This window comes from Bradyrhizobium sp. SZCCHNR1017 (genome assembly GCF_032381375.1).
Lineage (GTDB): Bacteria > Pseudomonadota > Alphaproteobacteria > Rhizobiales > Xanthobacteraceae > Bradyrhizobium.
On sequence record NZ_JAUHIR010000004.1, the window covers coordinates 1 to 20,471 of the forward strand.

The window sequence follows — 20,471 nt, forward strand, 5'->3', positions numbered from 1 at the left end:
TACCTGCCGCCTGCATTTTTTTCGCAGGCGGGCCATGGGTGAGGCCTTCACCCGGCATTCCCTGCGCCCTCTGCATGGTTTGCGAGGGACATGTTCAATGCATCACTCGGGCGAGTCTCGCCGCGAGATCACGTTCTCATGTCTTCAACTCGATCGCTGTTTGAATCGTGAATCCGCCAAACCCACCGCTGTCGTCCCGGACAAGCTGTGACGCGCGCCAGCGCGTCGCGGCGCCGATCCGGGATCCATACGCCGCAGCGGACGTGATGGGCAAAATGCCCATCACCAATTTGCCTCAAACCGCTCCCTGGGGGTATGGGTCCCGGCGTTCGCCGGGACGACAGTGGAGCGTGTTGAGACAGACGCGCGTCCATCCCCGCCGACGGGGCGGACGACCCGCGACGGACACGACCGCTGCGCCGGGGCTCGACGCGCCCTCTCGACTACGTCCGGCCCTGCCCGTTGACCTGGCCCTGCTGCTGCTGACGCTCCTGCTCCTTGGCGCGGTGACGGCCATAGAGGCAGCCGGCGGCGGCGCCGAGCACGCCGTGATGGCCGGCATAGTGGCCGGCCACGCCGCCGACGATGGCGCCCTTGATGCACCCCTTGGCCTCGGCGGCCTGCGTCGACAGCAGCGCCAGCGCTGCGACGGAGGCGGCCAGCATGGTCTTCGTGATCGACATCGTCATGATCGAGCTCCGCAAGAATGGTGCGAGGTAACGGCGACGCGGCGGGCCGGTTCCCGCCTCGCAACCGGCATGACGCGTTGCGCGAACCTTATCGCGCGCGGTGATGACCCAAGAGCTGAGAAATGAGCTGAGAGATGAGCCGAGAGTGGGCTGAGACACGCCCTGAGACATGATCGTGACGCGATCACTCGCCAAGCTTCCGTTCACCGTACCGGCGCATTGAGCCGGCCGACGGTCACACAGGTGGTTGACGGCCGTCCGCCGGCATCTCCAGAACGAGATCGCCGACGCGGACATTCCCGTCAGTGGAGACAGGATGATCGAGCACATCAACAAGCAGCGCGTGCGCAAACTGCTCGAGGCCCATGCCGCCGGCGATTTCGACAGCGTGCTGGCGCATTGCACCGACGACCTCGAGCACTTCGCCTCGGCGCCGATCGACATCTTCCCCCATCTCGGCGGCCGCCGGGGCAAGGCCGAGGTGCGGCAGATGTGGGAGACGGCGCGCAGCCGCTATGCCGAGGTCCGGCACGAGATCAAGACCATGATCTGCGAAGGCGACCAGGTCGCCGTGGATCTGCGCATCTTCCTGCGCAAGCGCGACAACGACCGCATCGTGCAATACGACCTCGCCGCGTTCTACACGCTGCGCGACGGCCGCGTCGCCCGCATCCGCGAGATCATGGACACCTACGACCTGGTGCAGCAGGTGCTCGAATGCGATCTCAGCCGGCTGCTGATCGCGGGCGCCGCACGGCCCTGAGGCCGGCACGGCCGTAGCGGACCAGGGCCTGGACCAGCCGATCACGCAAACGTCACCACCGGCGGCCTCGTCGCCTTGAACCTGTGGCCCGGGCTCCGCACCCCATCAGCGGTGGTATACGGGGCATCGGTGACATGAGAATAGCATTCCTGGCGATGGCCGGACTGGTGATGGGCGTCGTCGGCGGCGCGACGATCGGAGTAGGGCTTGGACTGGCCTGGATCGAGCTGTTCAACACCAGCGAATTCGAAGGCTATGCGGGCATGCTGGTGTTCTTCACCTTCATGCCGCTCGGCGCCCTGATCGGCGGCCTCGCCGGCGCCACCCTGTTCGGCATGGCCGCCTTCCGCGACCACGAGGTCGCGATCGCGCAGCAGCGCATGCAGCACGAAGGGCGTTAGGGCGCGGCGACCGGCGGTCGCGCGCATTTGTGCAATGCAAAAACAGCCGTTGCGCGCGCAGGTGGTTGATTTATGTGAGGCTCAAGAGAGATAGATTCGGCGCCCCGGCGCGCGATGTCCGTTGCGACGTCGCCTTGAGGCCGGCGCGCCCCCTTGCAAGCCAGTTCAGGATCCCGAGCCGATGACGGAGCACAGCCTCTGGCGTCTGTCGCGCGCATTGCATGGCGCGATCAACGACCGCCGTTTCGACGATTTCGCCGAACTTCTCGATGACGACATCGACTGGGCCATCTACGGCCCGATCGACATGTTTCCCTTCCTCGGTGCGCGGCACGGCCGCGCCGCCGTGCTCGACGCCGTCAGGCAGATCGCGGACAATGTGAGCATCCGCCGGCTGGAGCGCGAGACCTTGATGCTGGACGAGACCAGCGCGGCGACCATGGTCCGCTGCGCGATGACGGCGCAGGATTCCGACAAGCCGATCACGGCGCGGCTCGCGCAATTCATGCAATTCCGCGCCGGCAAGCTCGCGCGGCTGCGGATCCTGATCGATACGTTCGATCTGGTCGAGCAGACGCTCGGCCGCCCCATCGACCTGCCGCGCATCGGCAGCTTCGCCTGAGCCCGCCGGCGTGTTGGATTGTGGTCACACTCACCGGCAACCCAACACATCGTGACTGGCGCAGCCATAATTTTGCGCCAAGATTCCACCATATTCCGGCACACAGGTTCGGGCGGCGGGGGTTGCTCTCATGACATCGTATGGTTGCGCGCTGGCGGTTTTCACGGCCGGCTTCGGCCTTCTTGCGTCCGCCGCGCCGGCCCAGACGCTGATGCAGGCGCCGCAGCCGCTGCAGATCACACCCTGGCAGCAGATCGCGCCGGAGCCGGAGGACGAGGACAAGTCCGAGGACCAGGCAGCGGCCGACCCGATGAAGGACATCGACGTCGAGAAGCTCGACTGGAGCCAGCTCGCGATCGACGACACCACCTTCCTCGACCGTCCCGAAGCCGCCGCGGCGGCGAAGCGCAAGGCCGCCTCAGAGAAGGCCGCCGCGCTCGACTGGTCGAACCAGAACAAGGGCAGCCTCGCCTCGGGCGTATCGGTCAAGCAGTCGGTATCGCCGTTCTGGGACGCCCGCGTCGGCGCCGACATGACGGTCGCCCGGCAGCCGACCACGATGTCGGAATTGCTGGCGGAGAAGGCCGAGAACGGCGGCAATGCTCCGGAATCCGGCGGCTCGGCCTGGGCGGCCGTCACCGCGCCGGGGGCCGGCTCGATCTGGGACAAGACCGCCATCGAGGCCCGCGTCGATCCCGGCTCCGATCACAGCCGGCTCGGCACCACCATCACCAAGGCGGTGCCGATCGATCACTACAATCTGACCCTGCAGAACGGCTACAACGTCACCCAACAGGGCATGGTGCCGATTCCCGGCGCGGCGCCGAAGACCAGCCGCAGCTTCGACACCGAGCAATCCGCCAGGCTCTCGATCGGCGACACCGGCACCAGCCTCACCGCCGGCCAGACCCTGTCGTCGAGCGACGACAAATGGCTGCGCAAGATCGGCGCGGAGCAGAAGCTGTCGGATGGTCTCAGCGTCTCCGGCTCAGTCAGCGAGACCGCGCAGGGCGGCACCAGCAAGAGCATCTCGGCCGGCTTCAAGCGGAGCTGGTGACGTTCACCATTGCGGCAGCCCGCCACGAATGATCGAACGATCGCCGCGACTTCGCCGCGGTGCGGCCCAATTTGGCCGCACTGATAGGCTTTGAGAAGTTCGTCGTGCGGGGACACCGCGCTCGTTTGAACGCGAAATGAGGAATTAGCCGATGAATGTCATTCGTCCGGACAAGATCGATGGAACTGAAGCCGAGCTGGATACGGATCTGGCCGCGGTCTCCGAAGTCGAGGCCGGCATTCGTGATTTCGTCCGTAACGATATCGCCTATCTGCGCCGCCCCAATGCGGCTGCCACGGCTGAGGCCTCGATCGATGCCGATGCAGCAGTGAACAGCGTCACCACGCTGATCCAGCGCGTCGCCGGCACCTCGCTGTCGGAGATCGAGAACCTGATCGGGGAGCTCGAGAGCCTGCGCGAACTGCTGCATGCCGAGGGCCAGCGGGTGCAGCGCGAGATCGCGAGCTATGCGCAGCTCAGCCAGGCGGCGATGAAGTCGACCCGGGCGATCGCCGAGAACGTCACGCAGTGGAAGCGCGCCGCCGACGGCCTGCGCAGCAGCTGAACGTTCTTTCCGGATCTTGAAGAGGACCGCCGTGCGAGCCATCGCGCGGCGGTTTTCGTCTTTGCAGCGCCGCGTCCTTGAACGCGCCCCGGCCCTCCCGCGACCAACTTCCGCCGCTCTCGTGGCGGGCAGGTTGCGTCAGGGGGATGTCGCTCTCATGGAAACGATCCGGCCGCACAACACCGATCCGATTCCTCTGCGGCCCAAGCCTCAGCGGATCGGGACCATCATGGTCAGTTTCGTCGGTTTGCTGGTGGTGGCGATGGCGATCATGGTGCTCATCTGGAGCCGCTAGATCGCCTCTACGAACAGGACCGCGTGGTCCGTTCTGGTTAACGAGTAGTTAAACCGTCACTCGTTGATCGTCGCTGACGTCTCGAGCGAATACGATCCGTCCGCGTAGCCCTTCACGACCATTCCCGTCGCGAGCATCACCGCGAGCGTCACGCTGGCAAAGATAAAGCCGAGGAGTTTCAGACCACCGCGATCTGCCATACTCATCCCCCACATCCTGATCCCTGATTGGCTGTCTTATAGAGTCGGAGTTCAGAATGCGTTAGCGCGAAGTTCGTTCCGCGCCGACAATCCTACGAAGCGTGACCTTTTCGCCTCAACCGTTGTTCCGTCGAGGGACGAAGGCCGACGCAAGCACAGAGAACACCAGCTCGTCGCGCTGATTGATGCCGGTATTGCGCGCCTGCAGGATGCCCCACTCCGGGCGCGAGGCCGACTCGCGAAGCGAATCAATCTCGCTCGAGAAGCTGATCGTATCTCCTGCAAGCACCGGCTTGTGCCAGCGCAGATCACGGAAGCCGGGAGAAGGACCTCCGAGAGCGATCGGCTCGCCACGCGTGCGCGCGATCTCCAGCAGTCGCTGATTGTCCGCGACGATCAGCTTCATGCAGACCGAGCCGATGTGCCATCCCGATGCCGCGAGCCCGCCGAACAGCGACCGGCGGCCCTCTTCCTCGTCGAGATGAAAGCGCTGCGGATCGAATTGAATGGCAAAGCGCTTAATCTCTTCGACAGTGAACGTGTAGGAGCCGAGCTCGCGGCGCTGGCCGACCTGAAGATCCTCGAAAAAGCGCATCAGCCCACCTGCCCGCGGCTCTCACGGCGCTCGACGATGATGGGAGAAACCATCTCGCAAAGTCTCATGCCAGCCTTGTTGCGCACGCTGCATTTGAAGGTGACGATCCCGGTCGACGGACGGCTCCGCGACACCCGCGCTTCCAGAACCTCCACATCGAGCATCAGCTCATCGTCAGGACGCAGCGGCGACAGCCACCGGACCTCGTTGACGCCCGGCGAGCCGAGCGAAGCGGTGCGGCCGATGAAGCCGTCGAACATCATGCGCATCATCAGCGAGCAGAGGTGCCAGCCCGAGCCGGACAGACCCTTGAGCATCGACTGCGAGGCAGCCAGTTCGTCCAGATGCATCGGCTGCGGATCAAACTCAGACGCGAAGGCGATGATCTCGTCGCGGGTGACGTGTCGCGGGCCGAAGCTGCCGAACGGGCCTTGCGGAAAATCTTCGAAGGTGAGGGTCATGAGGTTGGGAATGGCTGAAAGAAGCCCGATTGTGGCCGCACTTTGCAGCAATCACAACCGGGCCGCTCGCATGGCTGACGCCCGGTCCAGTCGCAAGAGAGTGCCAGAAGGCGCCATATACCGGAACGAATTCGGCTGCCGCCGATGCCGTCTGGCGCGCAATTCGAACACGACTTAAAGACGGATTTGACGACCGATTCGGACGTGGCCGGGGGATCAAGATGTTGGAATTTCGCGATTTGTTCCAGTGGGACCGCTTCATCACGCCCACCATCATCAAGACGTTCTATTGGCTCGTGATTGCGCTGATCATCCTGTCGGGAATTCGCGGCATTTTCACGGGCCTCTCCGAAATGGCGATCAGCCCGTTCGGCGGTTTCCTGATGCTGTTGTCGTCGCTCGCCGGCATCATCGTCGGCATGGTGTTCTCGCGCATCATCGCCGAGTTCGTGCTGATCGTCTTCCGCATCAACGAGCATCTCGGCGCGATCCGCGAGCAGGGGCGGATGTAGCCGCCCCGCACGGCCTTAGTTGTTGAAGCGGAAGTGCATGACGTCGCCGTCGGCGACGACATACTCCTTGCCTTCGAGGCGCAGCTTGCCACCCTCGCGGGCGCCCGCCTCGCCGCCGAGCGCGACATAGTCGGCATAGGCGATGGTTTCGGCGCGGATGAAGCCCTTCTCGAAATCGGTGTGAATGACGCCGGCCGCCGCCGGCGCCTTGGTGCCGCGGTGAATGGTCCAGGCGCGCGCTTCCTTCGGACCGACCGTAAAGTAGGTGATCAGGTCGAGCAGCTGATAGCCGGCGCGGATGAGCCGATCGAGACCTGCCTCTTCGAGCCCGAGCGTCTCCAGGAAATCCACTCGCTCCTCGCGCGACAGCGTCGCAATCTCGGACTCGATCTTGGCCGAGATCACGACGGCGACCGCGCCCTCCTCCTTGGCGCGCTCAAACACCGCCTTTGAGAAGCTGTTGCCGTCCTTGGCCGAGCCTTCCTCGACATTGCAGACGTAGAGCACGGGCTTGGAGGTGAGCAGTCCGAGCATGCCGAAGGCGCGCTCCTCCTCCGGCTTGCGCTCCAGCAGCCGCGCGGGCTTGCCGTCGCGCAGCAGCACCAGAGCACGGGTGACCAGCTCGTACTGCTCCTTGGCGTCCTTGTCGCCGCCCTTGGCCTTCTTGGCGAGGTTGTCGACCCGCTTCTCGAGGCTGTCGAGATCGGACAGCATCAGCTCGGTTTCGATGGTCTCGATGTCGGCGAGCGGGGCGATCTTGCCCTCGACATGGGTGATGTCGGAATCCTCGAAGCAGCGCACGACATGCGCGATCGCGTCGACCTCGCGGATGTTGGCGAGAAACTGGTTGCCGAGGCCTTCACCCTTGGAGGCGCCGCGCACCAGGCCGGCGATGTCGACGAAGGTCAGCCGCGTCGGAATGATCTGGCCCGACTTGGCGATCGCCGCAAGCTTCTCGAGCCTGGGGTCTGGCACCGCGACCTCGCCGACATTCGGCTCGATGGTGCAGAACGGATAGTTCGCGGCCTGCGCCGCCGCCGTCTCCGTCAGCGCGTTGAACAGCGTCGACTTGCCGACGTTGGGCAAGCCGACGATCCCGCATTTGAATCCCATGATCCGTCTCGCATCCTCTTGAGGCGAGGGCCCGGGGCGCCTTACGCGGCGCCGGCATCGCCCTTGTCCAGAAAACCTTTGGCCTGCAGCGCCAGATGCACCTTGTTGGCGAAGGTGGAGTCGCGCTTGCCCGTCAACAAACCCGCATTGTCGGCCACCGCCTCGCACAGCGCCTCGACCCAGGGCATGTCGGACTTGGCGAAGTCCGACAGCACATGGCCGTGCACCAATTCCTTGACGCCGGGATGACCGATGCCGAGCCGGACGCGGCGATAGTCGTTGCCGAGATGCGCCGAGATCGAGCGCAACCCGTTATGGCCGGCAATGCCGCCGCCGACCTTCACGCGCAGCTTGCCCGGCGACAATTCCAGCTCATCCTGAAACACCGTGACGTCGCCGACGCCGAGCTTGAAGAAGCTGGCCGCTTCCTGCACGGCGCGGCCGGATTCGTTCATATAGGTCGTGGGCTTGAGCAGGATGACGCGCTCGGAGTCGAGCGTGCCTTCCGAGGTCTCGCCCTGAAACCTGCGTCGCCACGGCGAAAAGCGGTGACGCCGCGCGATCTCGTCAACGGCCATGAAGCCGATATTGTGCCGGTTGCGCGCATATTTCGCGCCGGGATTGCCGAGGCCGACAAACAGCAGCATGACGCGGCATCCGCCCCCGCCGTCGCTTCGAGAAGCACGGGACCCGCCCGTGCTTCCCAGAAGCGGAACGGCTTACTTCTTCTTGTCGCCGCCAGCCGGCGCCTTGGCAGCGGCCGCGGGAGCCTTCGCAGCGGCAGCCGGAGCAGCAGCAGCGGGCGCCGCTGCGGCGCCAGCAGCCGCCTTCTGCTCCTCGCCATAGCCCGACGGCGGCACGATGGTGACGAGCGTCGCGTCGTCGCGCGAGAGCGTCTTCACACCGGTCGGCAGCTTGACATCGGAGATGTGCAGCGAGTGGTTGATCTCGAGCGCGCTGACATCGGCCTCGATGTACTGCGGAATGTTCTCCGCGAGGCACTCGAGCTCGAGCGTGTGGGTCACGATGTTGACCGTGCCGCCGCGCTTGACGCCCGGCGCGCCTTCCGAGCCCACCACATGCAGCGGCACGCTGACGCGAATGGTCGCGCCCTGGCCGAGCCGCATGAAGTCGACGTGGATCGGGAAGTCCTTGACCGGATCGAGGTGGAAGTCGCGCGGGATCACCCGGTGCTTCTTGCCGTCGAGGGTGACGTCGAAGATCGTGGTCAGAAACCGGCCTGCGAGGATGCGCTGGCGCAGCTCGCGGTCTTCCACCGAGATCGGCAGCGGGGGCTGGTTGTCTCCATAAATCACTCCGGGCACTCTCCCGGCGCGACGCTCTGCCCGTGCGGCCCCCTTGCCGACTGACGGACGGGCGGTCGCCTTCAGTTCTCTGACGGTCGCCATCGTGTTAAGTCCTTGTTTTAAAAAGTTAAAGGCCGCAATGCGGCCCGTTGCTGGACGTCCTTCGGCAAGCCTCCAGGGGTGCGGGGGCCGCGGACGTGGCGGCGTTCTAGCGGCAAACCCGGGAAATGACAAGGAAATGAAGGGGCCGCCTGCCCCTCCCGTCCCAGGGCGACCCGGCCGCGGCGTCAGCCATCCGCGCTGCCGGCGCCCGGCGGCGTGCCGGCCGCACCACCCAGCTTGGCTTCCAGCGCCGCGATCCGCGCCTTCAGCGCCTCGTTCTCCTCGCGGGCGAGCCGGGCCATGTCCTTGACCGCCTCGAACTCCTCGCGCTTCACGATGTCCAGGTCGTTCAGGATCTTCTCCGCCTGGTTGCGGATGACGGAATCGACCTCCCGCTTCATGCCCTGGGCGGCACCTGCGGCATCGTTCATCAGGCGGCCGAGTTCGTCGAAAAACCGGTTGTTGGTCTGGGTCATGTGAGAAACTCCGCGTCCCGCGACGAGCAAGATAATGGAAGACAGAATGGCGATCCCTGTCGCCGCCCGCAAGATGGGCCGTCTTGTCATGCCTTGGTTTCCTTGTCATCGTACTTGTTGCGCCGGCCCGCGGCGCTGGTATGAGCAGCCCTGAGATCACATCGCGCCGCGCCCGTTCATGTGGCGGGGCTCGTTCGAAGCCCGCATCGCCCGGGGGCTTCCGGAAGCGGGACGCCGTGTCCACGAAAGCCAGTGAATGACGCCTCTCCTCATCGATTTCCCCGTGTTCGATCCGGTTGCGATCGCGATCGGCCCGTTCGCGATCCGCTGGTACGCGCTGGCCTATATCTGCGGCATCGTGATCGGCTGGCTCTACGCTCGCTCGCTGCTCAAGAAGGAGCGGCTGTGGGGCGGCCCGGCGCCGGTGTCGCTGGTCCAGCTCGACGACTTCATCCTGTGGGTCACGATCGGCATCATCCTCGGCGGCCGCACCGGCTACGTGCTGTTCTACAACCTGCCGTTCTTCATCGATCATCCGCTCGAGATCTTCGAGCTGTGGAACGGCGGCATGTCGTTCCATGGCGGCTTCATGGGCTGCGTGCTCGCCGTGATCTGGTTCGCCCGCCGCAACGGCCTGCCGATCCTCTCGCTCGGCGACGTCACCACTGCGGTCGCGCCCATCGGCCTGCTGCTCGGCCGCATCGCCAATTTCATCAATGGTGAGCTGTGGGGCCGTGCCGCCGATGCAAGCGTGCCCTGGGCGATGATCTTCCCGCGCGATCCGACCCATCTCCCGCGCCATCCGAGCCAGCTCTACGAGGCCGGCCTCGAAGGCATCGTGCTGTTCATCGTGCTGGCGATCATGATCCGGTTCGGCGCGCTGAAACGGGCCGGCCTGATCCTCGGCAGCTTCATCACCCTCTATGGCGCGGCGCGCATCACCAGCGAGCTGTTCCGCGAGCCCGACAAGCAATTGGGCTTTCTCTGGGGTGGCCTGACCATGGGCATGGTGCTGTCGGTGCCGATGCTGATCATCGGCGCCATCCTGGTGGCGCGGGCGCTGCGCAAGCACGGGACACATCAAGCCACTCCCCCGCTGCAGGCCAATCCGTGATCGAAACCTCTCCGCTCCACACCGAGATCAAGCGGCTGATCAAGGCGTCCGGCCCGATGCCGGTCTGGCGCTACATGGAGCTGTGCCTGATGCATCCGGAGCACGGCTACTACATCTCGCGCGATCCGCTCGGACGCGAGGGCGACTTCACCACCGCCCCCGAAGTGAGCCAGATGTTCGGCGAGTTGCTCGGGCTGTGGGCGGCCTCGATCTGGAAGGCGACGGGATCGCCGCAGCAATTCCGGCTGATCGAGCTGGGCCCCGGCCGCGGCACCATGATGTCGGATGCGCTGCGGGCGCTGCGCGTGCTGCCGCCGCTGTACCAGACGATCTCGGTCCACCTGGTCGAGGTCAATCCTGTCCTGCGCGAAAAGCAGAAGGCGACGCTGACCGGCCTGCGCAACGTCAACTGGCACGAGAGCTTCGACGAGGTGCCGGAGGGCCCCAGCGTCATCTTCGCCAACGAGTATTTCGACGTGCTGCCGATCCACCAGATGATCAGGCGCGAGACCGGCTGGCACGAGCGCGTCGTCGAGCTCGACGAGGAGGAGAACTTCGTCTACGGCGCGGCCGCCGATCCGACGCCCGGCTTCGAGCTGCTGCTGCCGCCGCTGGTGCGCGCCGCGCCGGCCGGCGCGATCTTCGAATGGCGGCCGAACATGGAGATGATGGCCATCGCCAGGCGCATCCGCGACCAGCGCGGCGCCGCCGTAATCATCGATTACGGCCATGTGCGCAGCGACGTCGGCGACACCTTCCAGGCCATCGCCCGTCATAGCTTCGCTGATCCCCTCAAGACACCGGGGCTTGCCGACATCACCGCCCATGTCGATTTCGACGCGCTGGCGCGGGCCGCGGAAGCCGTCGGCGCGCGCGTTCACGGCCCGGTCACGCAGGGCGAGTTCCTGCAGCGGCTCGGCATCGAAACCCGCGCGCTGACCCTGATGCAGAAGGCGTCGCCGGAAGTCTCGCAGGACATCGCGAGCGGGCTGAAGCGCCTGACCGGCGGCGGCCGCGGCGGAATGGGGTCGCTGTTCAAGGTGCTCGGCATCTCCGATCCGGCCATTCCGGTGCTGGCGGGCATCAGCGACGAACACACCAACGAGAACACGGGAGGCGCGTGATGCTGGTATCATCGGATGTGATGTCCGCGATCCCTGGCCTGCGCCACGCCTTCTTCACCCGCGAGGGCGGCGTCTCCGACGGCATCTATGCCGGCCTCAATGGCGGGCTCGGATCGAATGACGTGCCGGAGAACGTCCGGGAAAACCGCCGCCGCATGGCCGCCCATCTCGGCGTCGCGCCCGACCAGTTCCTCAGCCTGCACCAGATCCATTCGCCCGACGTCGTGGTCGCGACCGGGCCCTGGGACAGCCCGGTCAGGCCGAAGGCCGACGCGCTGGTGACCGCAACGCCGAATCTCGCGATCGGCGTCACCACGGCCGATTGCGGGCCGATCCTGTTCGCCGACCCCGAGAGGCGCGTCATCGGCGCCGCCCATGCCGGCTGGAAAGGCGCGCTCACCGGCGTGCTCGAAGCCACGCTGCAGGCGATGGAGGAGCTTGGCGCCGAGCGCGGGCAGGTCGTCGCCGCCGTCGGCCCCCTGATCCGCCAGCCGAGCTATGAAGTCGGCGCCGAGTTCGTCACGCGCTTCCTCGACGACGACGCCGAGCACGCGCGCTTCTTCCTGCCCTCGACGCGCGACGGCCACGCAATGTTCGACCTCGCCGGCTTCATCCGGATGCGGCTGGAAAACGCCGGCGTGCTGCTGATCGACGACCTCGGCCTCGACACCTATGCCGATGAGCGCTTCTTCAGTTACCGCCGCTCTGTGCATCGCAGGGAGCCGGACTATGGCCGGCACGTCCATGCCATCATGCTCGAAGGCTGAAGCGGGGCGCCATTGTGGCCGCATGTGGATTGCTTAACCCTTTCTGTACAACTGAGTGCACTCTGTCCCAATCTGTGGCAGCCGCGACCTAGACGTTAATCGATTTTAACGATATCGCTCCCGACGATGAGGGGAGCGCCGACACCACTTCGACGGATCAGCCGCGCTGCGCAGCACGCCTGCGTTGCCGTTTTGCTGATGACGTCCGCTGCAACGCTCGGCGGCTGCGCGACCAGCAGCGGTGGCCCGTCCAACGCCTATGCGATGGCGCCTGCATCGGATAGCGCCACGATCGCCTTCGAGCAGATTGACGGCCCGCCGCCGCAGATCTTCGACCGCATGGTCAGCGTGCTCGACAGCGAGTCCAAACTGCGCAGCCTCGCCATCGTGTCGCGCGAGGCCCCTGCAGCGTATCGTGTCCGCACCTATCTCTCCGCCCAGGTCGTCGGCGGCAAGGGCGTGATCGCCTGGGTGTTCGACGTCTATGATCGCAATCAGCAGCGCGCGCTGCGGCTGTCGGGTGAAGAGCCGGTCGGACGCGGCGGACGCGATCCGTGGAACAATGTCGACGATATGGTGCTTCGGAAAATCGCGCAGGCGGGCTTCAGCGGACTTTCGAACATGCTGAACGGCACCGCGCCCGCCGACGGCGCGCCACCGGCGGCACCGGCCACCCGCGGCCCCGCGGTCGCCGTGGCCGAGCCCGCGTCGCCGGCGTCCGGCGGCACCAGCGTCGCGGCCCTCGGCTACACCGACCATTAGGCAAAGAGGCGCATTTTGCGCCGTTTTTGACCGGGAAAAACACCCGCGGCGGGTTGCCATGCGCGCGGTGTCCTTGATATCACCTCGCCCGTGCAAAACTGCCGGTTCCATGGATAGCCCGATATGCTGAACAAGGTCTCCAGCGAGACGCGAGGAGAATTCACGATGTCGGCCAAGAACGGCTCCATCAAACTCGTCGCCGGCAACTCCAATCCGGCTCTCGCCGCCGGCATCGCCGCTGAACTTGGGCTGCCGCTGACGAAAGCGGTGGTCCGGCGCTTCGCCGACATGGAGATCTTCGTCGAGATCCAGGAGAACGTCCGCGGCTCCGACGTCTTCATCATTCAATCGACGTCCTATCCGGCGAACGACCTGCTGATGGAGCTCCTGATCATCACCGATGCGCTGCGCCGCGCCTCCGCGCGCCGCATCACCGCCGTGGTGCCCTATTTCGGCTATGCGCGGCAGGATCGCAAATCGAACTCGCGCACGCCGATCTCGGCCAAGCTCGTCGCGAACCTGATCACCCATGCGGGCGTCGACCGCGTCATGACGCTCGATCTGCACGCCGGCCAGATCCAGGGCTTCTTCGACATCCCGACCGATAACCTTTTTGCCTCGCCGCTGATGGTGCGCGACATCAAGGATCGCTTCGATCTCTCCAACCTCATGGTCGTCTCGCCGGACGTCGGCGGCGTGGCGCGCGCCCGAGGCCTGGCCAAGCGCATCAACACGCCGCTCGCCATCGTCGACAAGCGCCGCGAGCGTCCCGGCGAGTCCGAGGTCATGAACGTGATCGGCGACGTCTCCGGCCACACCTGCATCCTGATCGACGACATCGTCGATTCCGGCGGCACCCTGGTGAACGCGGCGGATGCGCTGCTCAAATACGGCGCCAAGGACGTCTACGCCTACATCACGCATGGCGTGCTCTCCGGCGGTGCCGCGTCCCGTATCACCTCGTCGCGGCTGAAGGAGCTCGTCATCACCGACTCCATCATGCCGACCGAAGCGGTCCGCAACGCCCCCAACATCCGCACGCTGGCGATCGCGCCGCTGATCGCCGAGGCGATCGGGCGGACGGCGGCGGAAGAATCGGTGTCGAGCCTGTTCGACTGACCTCGGTTGTCTGCGAACGTCGCCTCATCCTTCTCGCGCTAGAACTCGATTTGGCCCACCCTCCCCTGGAGGGGGAGGGTCGATCGCACGCGAAGCGGGCGAGCGGGGTGGGGTGATCTCTCCGCAGGCTCTGGTGCAAGTGGAGAGATCACCCCACCTCGCCTCACGTCTCGCTTCGCTCGTCGTGAGGCGACCCTCCCCCTCCAGGGGAGGGTGGGCAGCTTGCCCCATACGCCGTCATTGCGAGAAGCGCAGCGACGAAGCAATCCAGGGTGCCTCAACGGAGAGATCCTGGATTGCTTCCGCCTACGCTCTCCGAGTTCCGGCGGACAAGTCGCTGCGCTCGCAACGACGCCCGCGGTGTCTTTCATGGCAACATTGTCTGCCGACATCTGGCGATGCAGCTCCGCGATCTCGCGACGCATTTTGCGTCCGAGCTTTGCTCATCGTGCCGCCCTCACGAGATGAAGGGCGCAGGGAAGGCCGGGCGCTGGCCGCGCCCGTGGCCCGCCTGCTGAAAAAAATGCAGGCGGCAGGTACCACAGGTCTGGCCGAACACACCCGGCCCTCCCTGCGCGACGGTTTTGACGGCTGCTTCGCGTTCTCCCCGGTGCGCCGGCTTGTTGGCCACCGTGCGCGCAACGCGCTTGCGCGCGTTACGCGGGACACCAGCTTCGGGGTGCCAGGACCGCGCGACTTGACCGTGCGGGCCGCATCGTTCGTCGACGCGAACTGAATCACGCTGCGACCCGACCCGCCCATCGCATTCCGTTGCCGACGTCCATGACGACCGCGGTACGTCCCCTCCGACGCAACGGAACGAGCGGGACCATAATGCTGATTTTGCGAAATCGTCAAGCGATTTATTTTTATCCGAAGGGGTGGACAGGATTTGCAGCAATGAGGTGATTTGGTCGACGGGCAGAAGATTGCCCCTTTAGCGCGGATACATACGGCGGATTACGGCTGCGCCTAATCCGCCCTACGGGTCGAGCGTAGGGCGGATTAGCGAAGCGTAATCCGCCACCACACAGCACGGGATTTCGAGACAAACTTGACTCCGTCAACGCTCTCCGAACGTTCCGCTGACCTCGACATCACCCGCCCAGTCCGCAGGAAACATTCCTGCGCGCACATCGCGATGAAACGAAGAATGCGGCCAGTCCGCGACGCGGCTGACGAAGCTATGCTTCACCGGATTGATGTAACAATACTCCACGTGACGGGCATAATCTTCTTCGTCGCGGATAAGATGCTCCCAGAATCGGCGCTGCCAGATGCCGCGCTCCTGCCGCACCACACGAGTGGGGCTGAGATTTTCTGTCCTTGGAAGCGCCCGCGCGAAGCGGTTCTTGATCAGCCGCCAGCGCATCGAGAAGTCGGCGTCATCGGGCGGCAAGGTCCAGACGGCATGAAGATGATCGGGCATCACCACGAAGGCATCGATCTCGAAAGGAAAACGCCGCTTCGTGGCGGCGACCGCGGAGCGCAGGACGTCGATGTGATCGATCAGCAAGCTCTGACGCCGATCGAGCAGATTCAGCGTGAAAAACCAACAACCGCCTGGAACGAATGCGCGTCGATAGTTGGGCATGGATCGAGCTTCGAGTCGAAACCAACGTAAGCCTACTCGCAGCGGATGCATGAATTCAAGATTTGCGGCGGATTACGGCTTCGCCTAATCCGCCCTACGCTCGAACCTGTAGGGCGGATTAGCGAAGCGTAATCCGCCGATCAGCCCCGTGCCTTGCACAGGCCGTCCTGTTCGGCCAGCATCCCCTGGAGATGCGAGCAAACAAGAACCCCAGCCCCGAGCCCCGCCCTCATGTTCAGCGCCATCGAACGTCCCGCCGGACCGCCGCCCAGCCTCGGCCAGATCTCCAGTGACTTCGGTCCGCTCTACGCCTCGCACGGCTTCATCGGCTGGCTGTTCGCGATCACCGGACCGGTCGCCATCATCCTGTCGGTCGGCGCCAATGGCGGGCTGTCGCAGGCGGAGATCGCGTCGTGGATCTTCGGCGTGTTCTTCATCAACGGCCTGATCACACTGCTGCTGTCGTGGCGCTATCACGAGCCACTGGTGCTGTTCTGGACCATTCCGGGCACCGTCCTGGTCGGCCAGTCGCTGACGCATCTCAGCTTCCCGCAGGTGGTCGGCGCGTTCTACGGTACGGCGCTGTTGATGCTGGTGCTCGGGCTCACCGGCTGGGTCAAGCGCGCGATGCAGCTGGTGCCGATGCCGATCGTGATGGGCATGGTCGCCGGCGTATTCCTGCGCTTCGGCCTCGATCTCGTCCGCGCCGTGTTCGCCGACTTTGCCATCGCCGGGCCGATGGTCGTGCTCTGGCTGCTGCTGACCGCACTCCCTGCGCTGGGCCGGCGCTGCCCGCCAATCATCGGCGCGCTCGTCATCGGCACGCTCGCGGCTCTCCTGTTCGGCAAGTATGATCAGAATGCGTCGCTGCAGATCGCGCTGATCCATCCGGTGATCCCCACGCCATCCTGGTCGCTCGCGGCCATGATCGAGCTGATCGTGCCGCTCGCGGTCACCGTGCTGGTGGTGCAGAACGGCCAGGGCTTTGCGGTGCTGACCGCCGCCGGTCACAAGCCGCCGGTCAATCTCGTCACCGTGGCCTGCGGCATCGGCTCGGCGCTATCAGCTGTCGTCGGCGGCGTCTCGACCTGCCTGACCGGACCGACCAACGCGATCGTCGTCTCCGGCGGCGAGCGCAAGCGCCACTATACCGCGGCGATGGTCGTGGGCGTGCTGGCGCTCGGCTTCGGCCTGCTGGCGCCGACCTTCACCACGCTGCTGCTGATCGCGCCGAAATCATTGATCACCGCGCTGGCGGGCCTCGCCATGCTGCGCGTGCTGCAAACGGCGTTCGTGACCGCGTTCAGAACGAACTTCTCGCTCGGCGCCCTGATCGCCTTCCTCGTCACCGTCGCCGACGTGCCCCTGCTCAACATCGGCGCCGCGTTCTGGGGGCTCGTCGCCGGCTTTGCACTGTCGTGGCTGCTGGAGCGGACGGATTTCACAGCCGCATCGGGCGCATAACGGATTGCCGCATCGCACCACGCGCTGTCGTCGCATCCCCAGTCGAACGGGCACCATGCTGTTGCAGCGCCGCTGGATCGCGCTACACTTCACGACCAAACAAGAAGTCTTCTGGGAGGATATGATGACCGCGATCACGCGCCGCAACATGCTTGCGGGTACGGCAGCAGCAGGCGCGCTTGCGCTCACCGGCCAGCCCGCCTGGTCGGAGCCGCAGTGGAAGAAATATGCCGGTACCAAGCTCGAGGTGATCCTGGCCAAGGGGCCGCGCGGCGACAATCTGCAGAAGAACATCAAGGAATTCACCGCGCTGACCGGCATCGAGGTGGAATCCGAGCAGATCCCGGAGCAGCAGCAGCGACAGAAGGTCGTGATCGAACTGTCGTCGGGCAAGCCGAGCTTCGACGTCGTCCATCTCAGCTATCACGTGCAGAAGCGGCAGTTCGAGAAGGCCGGCTGGCTCGCCGACATCACCGACTTCATGAAGGACCCGAACCTCACCGCGCCGGACCTCGTGCAGAGCGATTTCTCCGCCGCTGGCCTCAGTTACGCCAGCAACGACAAGGGCCGGATGTTCTCGCTGCCATGGTCGGTGGACTACTTCATCCTCTACTACAACAAGGAGCTGTTCGCGAAGAAGGGCGTCGAAGTGCCGAAGACGCTCGACGAAATGGTCACGGCGGCGCAGAAGCTGACCGATGCCAAGGACGGCATCTTCGGCTTCGTCGGCCGCGGCCTGCGCAACGCCAACATGACCCTCTGGACGAACTTCTTCCTCAACTATGGCGGCGAGTTCCTGGATGCCAAGGGCAACATCCTGACCGACGGCCCGGAGGCCGTCGAGGCGACCAAGCTGTATCAGAAGCTGCTGACGACCTGCGCGCCTCCGGGCGTGGCCGGCTTCAACTGGATGGAGTCGATGGCCTCGTTCACGCAAGGCCGCTCGGCGATGTGGATCGACGGCGTCGGCTGGGCGCCGCCGCTGGAGGATCCCAACGCCTCGCGCGTGGTCGGCAAGGTCGGCTACACCGTGGTGCCCGCGGGACCGAAGGGGCAGTACTCGGCGACCTATGGCGACGGCATCGGCATTGCGGCCGCGAGCAAGAACAAGGAAGCGGCCTGGCTGCTGTGCCAGTGGCTGGTGTCGAAGCCGCAGGGCGCCCGCCTGGTGCAGGCCGGCGGCGGCGTGCCGTTCCGCAACTCGGTGCTCAACGACCCCGGGGTCCAGGGCGGCGTGAAGATGCCGAAGGAGTGGCTGCAGTCGGCGATCGACTCCGGCAAGATCTCCAAGCTCGGCCTGCCCGTGATCATCCCGGTCGCCGAATTCCGCGATCTCGTCGGTGCGGCGCTGACCGCGACGCTGTCGGGCGCCGATCCCGCCACCGAGCTGAAGAAGGCGCACGAGCAGTTCCGCCCGATCCTGGAGCGCAGCGAGAAAGCGTGAGCACGATCGTCGAACAGGCCGGCGCGGCGGCGGAGGCGGCTGCGCCGGAACGTGCGTTGCGGCCGCCGTCGTACTGGCCGTTCGTGATCCCGGCGCTGGTCACCGTGCTGGCGGTGATCATCTTCCCCTGGCTGTTCACGATCTGGATGAGCTTCCAGGAGTGGAAGGTCGGTTCACCCACGACATTCGTCGGGCTGTCGAACTATCTCAGGCTGCCGGCCGATCCGCGCTTCGTCGAGTCGGTCGGGCACACGCTGTCCTATACGGCTCTATCGGTGCTGCTGCCGCTGGTGCTCGGCACCTTCGCGGCGGTGATCTTCCATGCCCGCTTCCCCGGCCGGGGACTGCTGCGGGCGCTGTTCATCATGCCGATGATGGCGACGCCGGTGGCGATCGCCCTGGTGTGGACGATGATGTTCCATCCGCAGCTCGGCATCCTCAACTACCTGCTGTCGCTGGTCGGCCTGCCGCCGCAGCTCTGGGTATTCCATCCGGGCACGGTGATCCCCTCGCTGGTGCTGGTCGAGACGTGGCAGTGGACGCCGCTGGTGATGCTGATCGTGCTCGGCGGCATCGCCTCGCTACCGACGGAGCCGTATGAGAGCGCACAGATCGACGGCGCCAGCACCTGGCAGATGTTCCGCTACATCACCCTGCCCTTGATCATGCCGTTCCTGTTCATCGCCGCGATGATCCGAGCCATCGACGCGATCAAGAGCTTCGACATCATCTTCGCGATCACCCAGGGCGGCCCGGGCTCGGCGTCGGAGACCATCAACCTCTATCTCTACAGCGTCGCCTTCGTCTATTACGACCTCGGCTATGCGTCGGCGATCGCGGTGGTGTTCTTCGCGCTGATCATCGCGCTGACTGCGCTCTTGCTGGTGTTGCGCCGCCGCGCGCAGTGGAATGCGCTGGGGAGCGACACATGAGCGCGCAGACCATCCTCGGCCGACTCGGGCTCGCGCTCGGCGTCTTCCTCATCGTCTCGCCGGCGATCCTGTTCTTCCTCTGGATGATCTCGCTGTCGGTGAAGTACGAGGTCGACAACGCCGCCTATCCGCCGGTGTTCTGGCCGGAGCATTTCGCCTGGAAGAACTATGCCGACGTGCTGTCGTCCAACCGCTTCTTCACCTATTTCAAGAACAGCCTGGTGGTGACCGGCGGCGCGACGGCGCTCGCGATGCTGGTCGGCGTGCCCGCCGGCTACGGCATCGCGCGCATGGCCGCGCACAAGTCCGCGATCGTGATCCTGATCGCGCGCATCACGCCGGGCCTGTCCTATCTGATCCCGCTGTTCCTCTTGTTTCAGTGGCTCGGCCTGCTCGGCACGCTGTGGCCGCAGATCATCATCCATCTCGTCGTCACCGTGCCGATCGTGATCTGGATCATGATCGGCTATTTCGAGACCACGCCGATCGAGCTCGAAGAAGCCGCGCGTATCGATGGCGCGACGCGCTGGCAGGTTTTCCGTCACGTGGCATTGCCGGTGGCGAAGCCCGGCCTCGCCGTCGCCTTCATCCTCGCGGTGATCTTCTCCTGGAATAATTTCGTGTTCGGCATCGTGCTGGCCGGACGCGAGACCCGCACCTTGCCGGTCGCGGTCTACAACATGATCTCGTTCGATCAGCTCTCGTGGGGGCCGCTCGCGGCGGCCGCGCTGATCGTGACCCTGCCGGTGCTGCTGCTGACCGTGTTCGCGCAGCGGCAGATCGTGGCCGGCCTGACGGCGGGTGCGGTCAAGGGGGGCTGACGGGTATAATGCATACCAAAGAGAACCTGCGGCGGAATGCCAAACTTGCCTTGGTCAGGCCATAGTCTGCCACTTGGTTACCTGCGTGGAACCGGGATTCGCCCCGCCCCTGAGGCGCGGCGATGGCCGCGTTGATGGCTTCATCTCGTCTCTGCGCCGGCTTCGTTCCAGC

The 20,471-nt window shown here is 65.3% G+C and carries 27 protein-coding genes; 18 read left to right on the forward strand and 9 right to left on the reverse strand.

Annotated features, from left to right (window positions below; translation table 11 throughout):
• A partial coding sequence (locus tag QW863_RS12170; RefSeq protein ID WP_315767780.1) for a hypothetical protein occupies nt 1–211 on the forward strand: 211 nt, incomplete at its 5' end.
• Between the two features lie 232 nt (nt 212–443).
• On the opposite strand, the gene QW863_RS12175 is transcribed toward QW863_RS12170, so the two are convergent.
• Nucleotides 444–665, reverse strand: a complete 222-nt coding sequence (locus tag QW863_RS12175; protein ID WP_315714380.1) for a hypothetical protein — start codon at nt 663–665, stop codon at nt 444–446.
• Between the two features lie 340 nt (nt 666–1,005).
• On the opposite strand from QW863_RS12175, the gene QW863_RS12180 reads away from it, so the two are divergent.
• The 6 genes from QW863_RS12180 to QW863_RS12205 all read left to right on the forward strand — a co-directional run bounded on the left by QW863_RS12180 (nt 1,006) and on the right by QW863_RS12205 (nt 4,392).
• Nucleotides 1,006–1,452 carry a nuclear transport factor 2 family protein gene (locus QW863_RS12180; RefSeq protein ID WP_315733967.1) on the forward strand — a complete coding sequence of 149 codons (447 nt, stop codon included), beginning with the start codon at nt 1,006–1,008 and terminating at the stop codon, nt 1,450–1,452.
• A 134-nt stretch (nt 1,453–1,586) separates the two neighbouring features.
• Nucleotides 1,587–1,853: a hypothetical protein gene (locus QW863_RS12185; RefSeq protein WP_315714089.1), complete on the forward strand. Its 267-nt coding sequence runs from the start codon at nt 1,587–1,589 to the stop codon at nt 1,851–1,853.
• 181 nt (nt 1,854–2,034) lie between these two features.
• Nucleotides 2,035–2,475 carry a nuclear transport factor 2 family protein gene (locus tag QW863_RS12190; RefSeq protein WP_315714088.1) on the forward strand — a complete coding sequence of 147 codons (441 nt, stop codon included), beginning with the start codon at nt 2,035–2,037 and terminating at the stop codon, nt 2,473–2,475.
• 130 nt (nt 2,476–2,605) lie between these two features.
• Entirely contained in the window at nt 2,606–3,532 is a 927-nt protein-coding gene (locus tag QW863_RS12195; protein ID WP_315767782.1) for a hypothetical protein, read from the forward strand.
• Between the two features lie 151 nt (nt 3,533–3,683).
• Complete coding sequence (locus QW863_RS12200; protein ID WP_315714086.1) at nt 3,684–4,097, forward strand: hypothetical protein; 414 nt, start codon at nt 3,684–3,686, stop codon at nt 4,095–4,097.
• Nucleotides 4,098–4,254: 157 nt separating this feature from the next.
• Nucleotides 4,255–4,392: a hypothetical protein gene (locus tag QW863_RS12205; RefSeq protein WP_315714085.1), complete on the forward strand. Its 138-nt coding sequence runs from the start codon at nt 4,255–4,257 to the stop codon at nt 4,390–4,392.
• Nucleotides 4,393–4,448: 56 nt separating this feature from the next.
• On the opposite strand, the gene QW863_RS12210 is transcribed toward QW863_RS12205, so the two are convergent.
• The 3 genes from QW863_RS12210 to QW863_RS12220 form a co-directional block, all read right to left on the reverse strand.
• A complete protein-coding gene (locus QW863_RS12210; protein ID WP_315714401.1) occupies nt 4,449–4,598 on the reverse strand; it encodes a hypothetical protein in 150 nt (49 codons plus the stop codon).
• Nucleotides 4,599–4,707: 109 nt separating this feature from the next.
• Nucleotides 4,708–5,187, reverse strand: coding sequence for a MaoC family dehydratase (locus QW863_RS12215; protein ID WP_315714084.1), 480 nt, complete (start codon nt 5,185–5,187; stop codon nt 4,708–4,710).
• Nucleotides 5,187–5,648 carry a MaoC family dehydratase gene (locus QW863_RS12220; protein ID WP_315714379.1) on the reverse strand — a complete coding sequence of 154 codons (462 nt, stop codon included), beginning with the start codon at nt 5,646–5,648 and terminating at the stop codon, nt 5,187–5,189. Before QW863_RS12220 ends, QW863_RS12215 begins: the two co-directional genes overlap by 1 nt.
• Before the next feature lie 221 nt (nt 5,649–5,869).
• On the opposite strand from QW863_RS12220, the gene QW863_RS12225 reads away from it, so the two are divergent.
• Nucleotides 5,870–6,160 carry a DUF4282 domain-containing protein gene (locus QW863_RS12225; protein WP_315714083.1) on the forward strand — a complete coding sequence of 97 codons (291 nt, stop codon included), beginning with the start codon at nt 5,870–5,872 and terminating at the stop codon, nt 6,158–6,160.
• Nucleotides 6,161–6,175: 15 nt separating this feature from the next.
• On the opposite strand, the gene ychF is transcribed toward QW863_RS12225, so the two are convergent.
• From ychF to QW863_RS12245, 4 genes are all read right to left on the reverse strand, one after another.
• Nucleotides 6,176–7,273 (reverse strand): redox-regulated ATPase YchF, encoded by a 1,098-nt coding sequence (gene ychF / locus QW863_RS12230; protein WP_315714082.1) that lies wholly within the window; start codon nt 7,271–7,273, stop codon nt 6,176–6,178.
• Between the two features lie 41 nt (nt 7,274–7,314).
• Nucleotides 7,315–7,920 (reverse strand): aminoacyl-tRNA hydrolase, encoded by a 606-nt coding sequence (gene pth / locus QW863_RS12235; protein WP_315714081.1) that lies wholly within the window; start codon nt 7,918–7,920, stop codon nt 7,315–7,317.
• Nucleotides 7,921–7,992: 72 nt separating this feature from the next.
• Nucleotides 7,993–8,682 (reverse strand): 50S ribosomal protein L25/general stress protein Ctc, encoded by a 690-nt coding sequence (locus QW863_RS12240; protein ID WP_315714080.1) that lies wholly within the window; start codon nt 8,680–8,682, stop codon nt 7,993–7,995.
• 185 nt (nt 8,683–8,867) lie between these two features.
• Entirely contained in the window at nt 8,868–9,158 is a 291-nt protein-coding gene (locus tag QW863_RS12245) for an accessory factor UbiK family protein (RefSeq protein WP_315714079.1), read from the reverse strand.
• 256 nt (nt 9,159–9,414) lie between these two features.
• Between QW863_RS12245 and lgt the strand changes: the two genes are divergently transcribed.
• The 6 genes from lgt (at nt 9,415) to QW863_RS12275 (ending at nt 14,780) form a co-directional block, all read left to right on the forward strand.
• Entirely contained in the window at nt 9,415–10,272 is an 858-nt protein-coding gene (lgt, locus tag QW863_RS12250; protein WP_315714078.1) for a prolipoprotein diacylglyceryl transferase, read from the forward strand.
• Complete coding sequence (locus QW863_RS12255) at nt 10,269–11,396, forward strand: class I SAM-dependent methyltransferase (protein ID WP_315714077.1); 1,128 nt, start codon at nt 10,269–10,271, stop codon at nt 11,394–11,396. Before lgt ends, QW863_RS12255 begins: the two co-directional genes overlap by 4 nt.
• 20 nt (nt 11,397–11,416) lie before the next feature.
• Entirely contained in the window at nt 11,417–12,163 is a 747-nt protein-coding gene (gene pgeF / locus QW863_RS12260) for a peptidoglycan editing factor PgeF (protein ID WP_409977924.1), read from the forward strand.
• A gap of 198 nt (nt 12,164–12,361) precedes the next feature.
• Nucleotides 12,362–12,925 (forward strand): hypothetical protein, encoded by a 564-nt coding sequence (locus QW863_RS12265; protein ID WP_315714075.1) that lies wholly within the window; start codon nt 12,362–12,364, stop codon nt 12,923–12,925.
• 165 nt (nt 12,926–13,090) lie between these two features.
• Nucleotides 13,091–14,044 (forward strand): ribose-phosphate pyrophosphokinase, encoded by a 954-nt coding sequence (locus QW863_RS12270; RefSeq protein ID WP_315714378.1) that lies wholly within the window; start codon nt 13,091–13,093, stop codon nt 14,042–14,044.
• A gap of 502 nt (nt 14,045–14,546) precedes the next feature.
• Nucleotides 14,547–14,780, forward strand: coding sequence for a hypothetical protein (locus QW863_RS12275; protein ID WP_315714074.1), 234 nt, complete (start codon nt 14,547–14,549; stop codon nt 14,778–14,780).
• A gap of 327 nt (nt 14,781–15,107) precedes the next feature.
• Here the strand turns inward: QW863_RS12275 and QW863_RS12280 are convergent, their stop codons facing one another.
• A complete protein-coding gene (locus tag QW863_RS12280) occupies nt 15,108–15,638 on the reverse strand; it encodes an REP-associated tyrosine transposase (protein ID WP_315714073.1) in 531 nt (176 codons plus the stop codon).
• Nucleotides 15,639–15,869: 231 nt separating this feature from the next.
• Between QW863_RS12280 and QW863_RS12285 the strand changes: the two genes are divergently transcribed.
• The 4 genes from QW863_RS12285 to QW863_RS12300 all read left to right on the forward strand — a co-directional run bounded on the left by QW863_RS12285 (nt 15,870) and on the right by QW863_RS12300 (nt 20,299).
• Entirely contained in the window at nt 15,870–17,102 is a 1,233-nt protein-coding gene (locus QW863_RS12285; protein ID WP_315714072.1) for a benzoate/H(+) symporter BenE family transporter, read from the forward strand.
• 124 nt (nt 17,103–17,226) lie between these two features.
• A complete protein-coding gene (locus QW863_RS12290; RefSeq protein ID WP_315714071.1) occupies nt 17,227–18,546 on the forward strand; it encodes a sugar ABC transporter substrate-binding protein in 1,320 nt (439 codons plus the stop codon).
• Nucleotides 18,543–19,478 (forward strand): sugar ABC transporter permease, encoded by a 936-nt coding sequence (locus tag QW863_RS12295; protein ID WP_315714070.1) that lies wholly within the window; start codon nt 18,543–18,545, stop codon nt 19,476–19,478. Before QW863_RS12290 ends, QW863_RS12295 begins: the two co-directional genes overlap by 4 nt.
• Nucleotides 19,475–20,299, forward strand: coding sequence for a carbohydrate ABC transporter permease (locus tag QW863_RS12300; RefSeq protein ID WP_315714069.1), 825 nt, complete (start codon nt 19,475–19,477; stop codon nt 20,297–20,299). The genes QW863_RS12295 and QW863_RS12300 overlap by 4 nt, the downstream gene beginning before the upstream one ends.
• The last annotated feature ends 172 nt before the right edge of the window (nt 20,300–20,471 follow it).

Coding starts and splice junctions, on each gene's coding strand:
- QW863_RS12175 (WP_315714380.1), bottom strand. CDS start 665: ATGCTGGCCGCCTCCGTCGCAGCGCTGGCGCTGCTGTCGACGCAGGCC.
- QW863_RS12180 (WP_315733967.1), top strand. CDS start 1,006: ATGATCGAGCACATCAACAAGCAGCGCGTGCGCAAACTGCTCGAGGCC.
- QW863_RS12185 (WP_315714089.1), top strand. CDS start 1,587: ATGAGAATAGCATTCCTGGCGATGGCCGGACTGGTGATGGGCGTCGTC.
- QW863_RS12190 (WP_315714088.1), top strand. CDS start 2,035: ATGACGGAGCACAGCCTCTGGCGTCTGTCGCGCGCATTGCATGGCGCG.
- QW863_RS12195 (WP_315767782.1), top strand. CDS start 2,606: ATGACATCGTATGGTTGCGCGCTGGCGGTTTTCACGGCCGGCTTCGGC.
- QW863_RS12200 (WP_315714086.1), top strand. CDS start 3,684: ATGAATGTCATTCGTCCGGACAAGATCGATGGAACTGAAGCCGAGCTG.
- QW863_RS12205 (WP_315714085.1), top strand. CDS start 4,255: ATGGAAACGATCCGGCCGCACAACACCGATCCGATTCCTCTGCGGCCC.
- QW863_RS12210 (WP_315714401.1), bottom strand. CDS start 4,598: ATGAGTATGGCAGATCGCGGTGGTCTGAAACTCCTCGGCTTTATCTTT.
- QW863_RS12215 (WP_315714084.1), bottom strand. CDS start 5,187: ATGCGCTTTTTCGAGGATCTTCAGGTCGGCCAGCGCCGCGAGCTCGGC.
- QW863_RS12220 (WP_315714379.1), bottom strand. CDS start 5,648: ATGACCCTCACCTTCGAAGATTTTCCGCAAGGCCCGTTCGGCAGCTTC.
- QW863_RS12225 (WP_315714083.1), top strand. CDS start 5,870: ATGTTGGAATTTCGCGATTTGTTCCAGTGGGACCGCTTCATCACGCCC.
- ychF (WP_315714082.1), bottom strand. CDS start 7,273: ATGGGATTCAAATGCGGGATCGTCGGCTTGCCCAACGTCGGCAAGTCG.
- pth (WP_315714081.1), bottom strand. CDS start 7,920: ATGCTGCTGTTTGTCGGCCTCGGCAATCCCGGCGCGAAATATGCGCGC.
- QW863_RS12240 (WP_315714080.1), bottom strand. CDS start 8,682: ATGGCGACCGTCAGAGAACTGAAGGCGACCGCCCGTCCGTCAGTCGGC.
- QW863_RS12245 (WP_315714079.1), bottom strand. CDS start 9,158: ATGACCCAGACCAACAACCGGTTTTTCGACGAACTCGGCCGCCTGATG.
- lgt (WP_315714078.1), top strand. CDS start 9,415: ATGACGCCTCTCCTCATCGATTTCCCCGTGTTCGATCCGGTTGCGATC.
- pgeF (WP_409977924.1), top strand. CDS start 11,417: ATGTCCGCGATCCCTGGCCTGCGCCACGCCTTCTTCACCCGCGAGGGC.
- QW863_RS12265 (WP_315714075.1), top strand. CDS start 12,362: ATGACGTCCGCTGCAACGCTCGGCGGCTGCGCGACCAGCAGCGGTGGC.
- QW863_RS12270 (WP_315714378.1), top strand. CDS start 13,091: ATGTCGGCCAAGAACGGCTCCATCAAACTCGTCGCCGGCAACTCCAAT.
- QW863_RS12280 (WP_315714073.1), bottom strand. CDS start 15,638: ATGCCCAACTATCGACGCGCATTCGTTCCAGGCGGTTGTTGGTTTTTC.
- QW863_RS12285 (WP_315714072.1), top strand. CDS start 15,870: ATGTTCAGCGCCATCGAACGTCCCGCCGGACCGCCGCCCAGCCTCGGC.
- QW863_RS12290 (WP_315714071.1), top strand. CDS start 17,227: ATGACCGCGATCACGCGCCGCAACATGCTTGCGGGTACGGCAGCAGCA.
- QW863_RS12300 (WP_315714069.1), top strand. CDS start 19,475: ATGAGCGCGCAGACCATCCTCGGCCGACTCGGGCTCGCGCTCGGCGTC.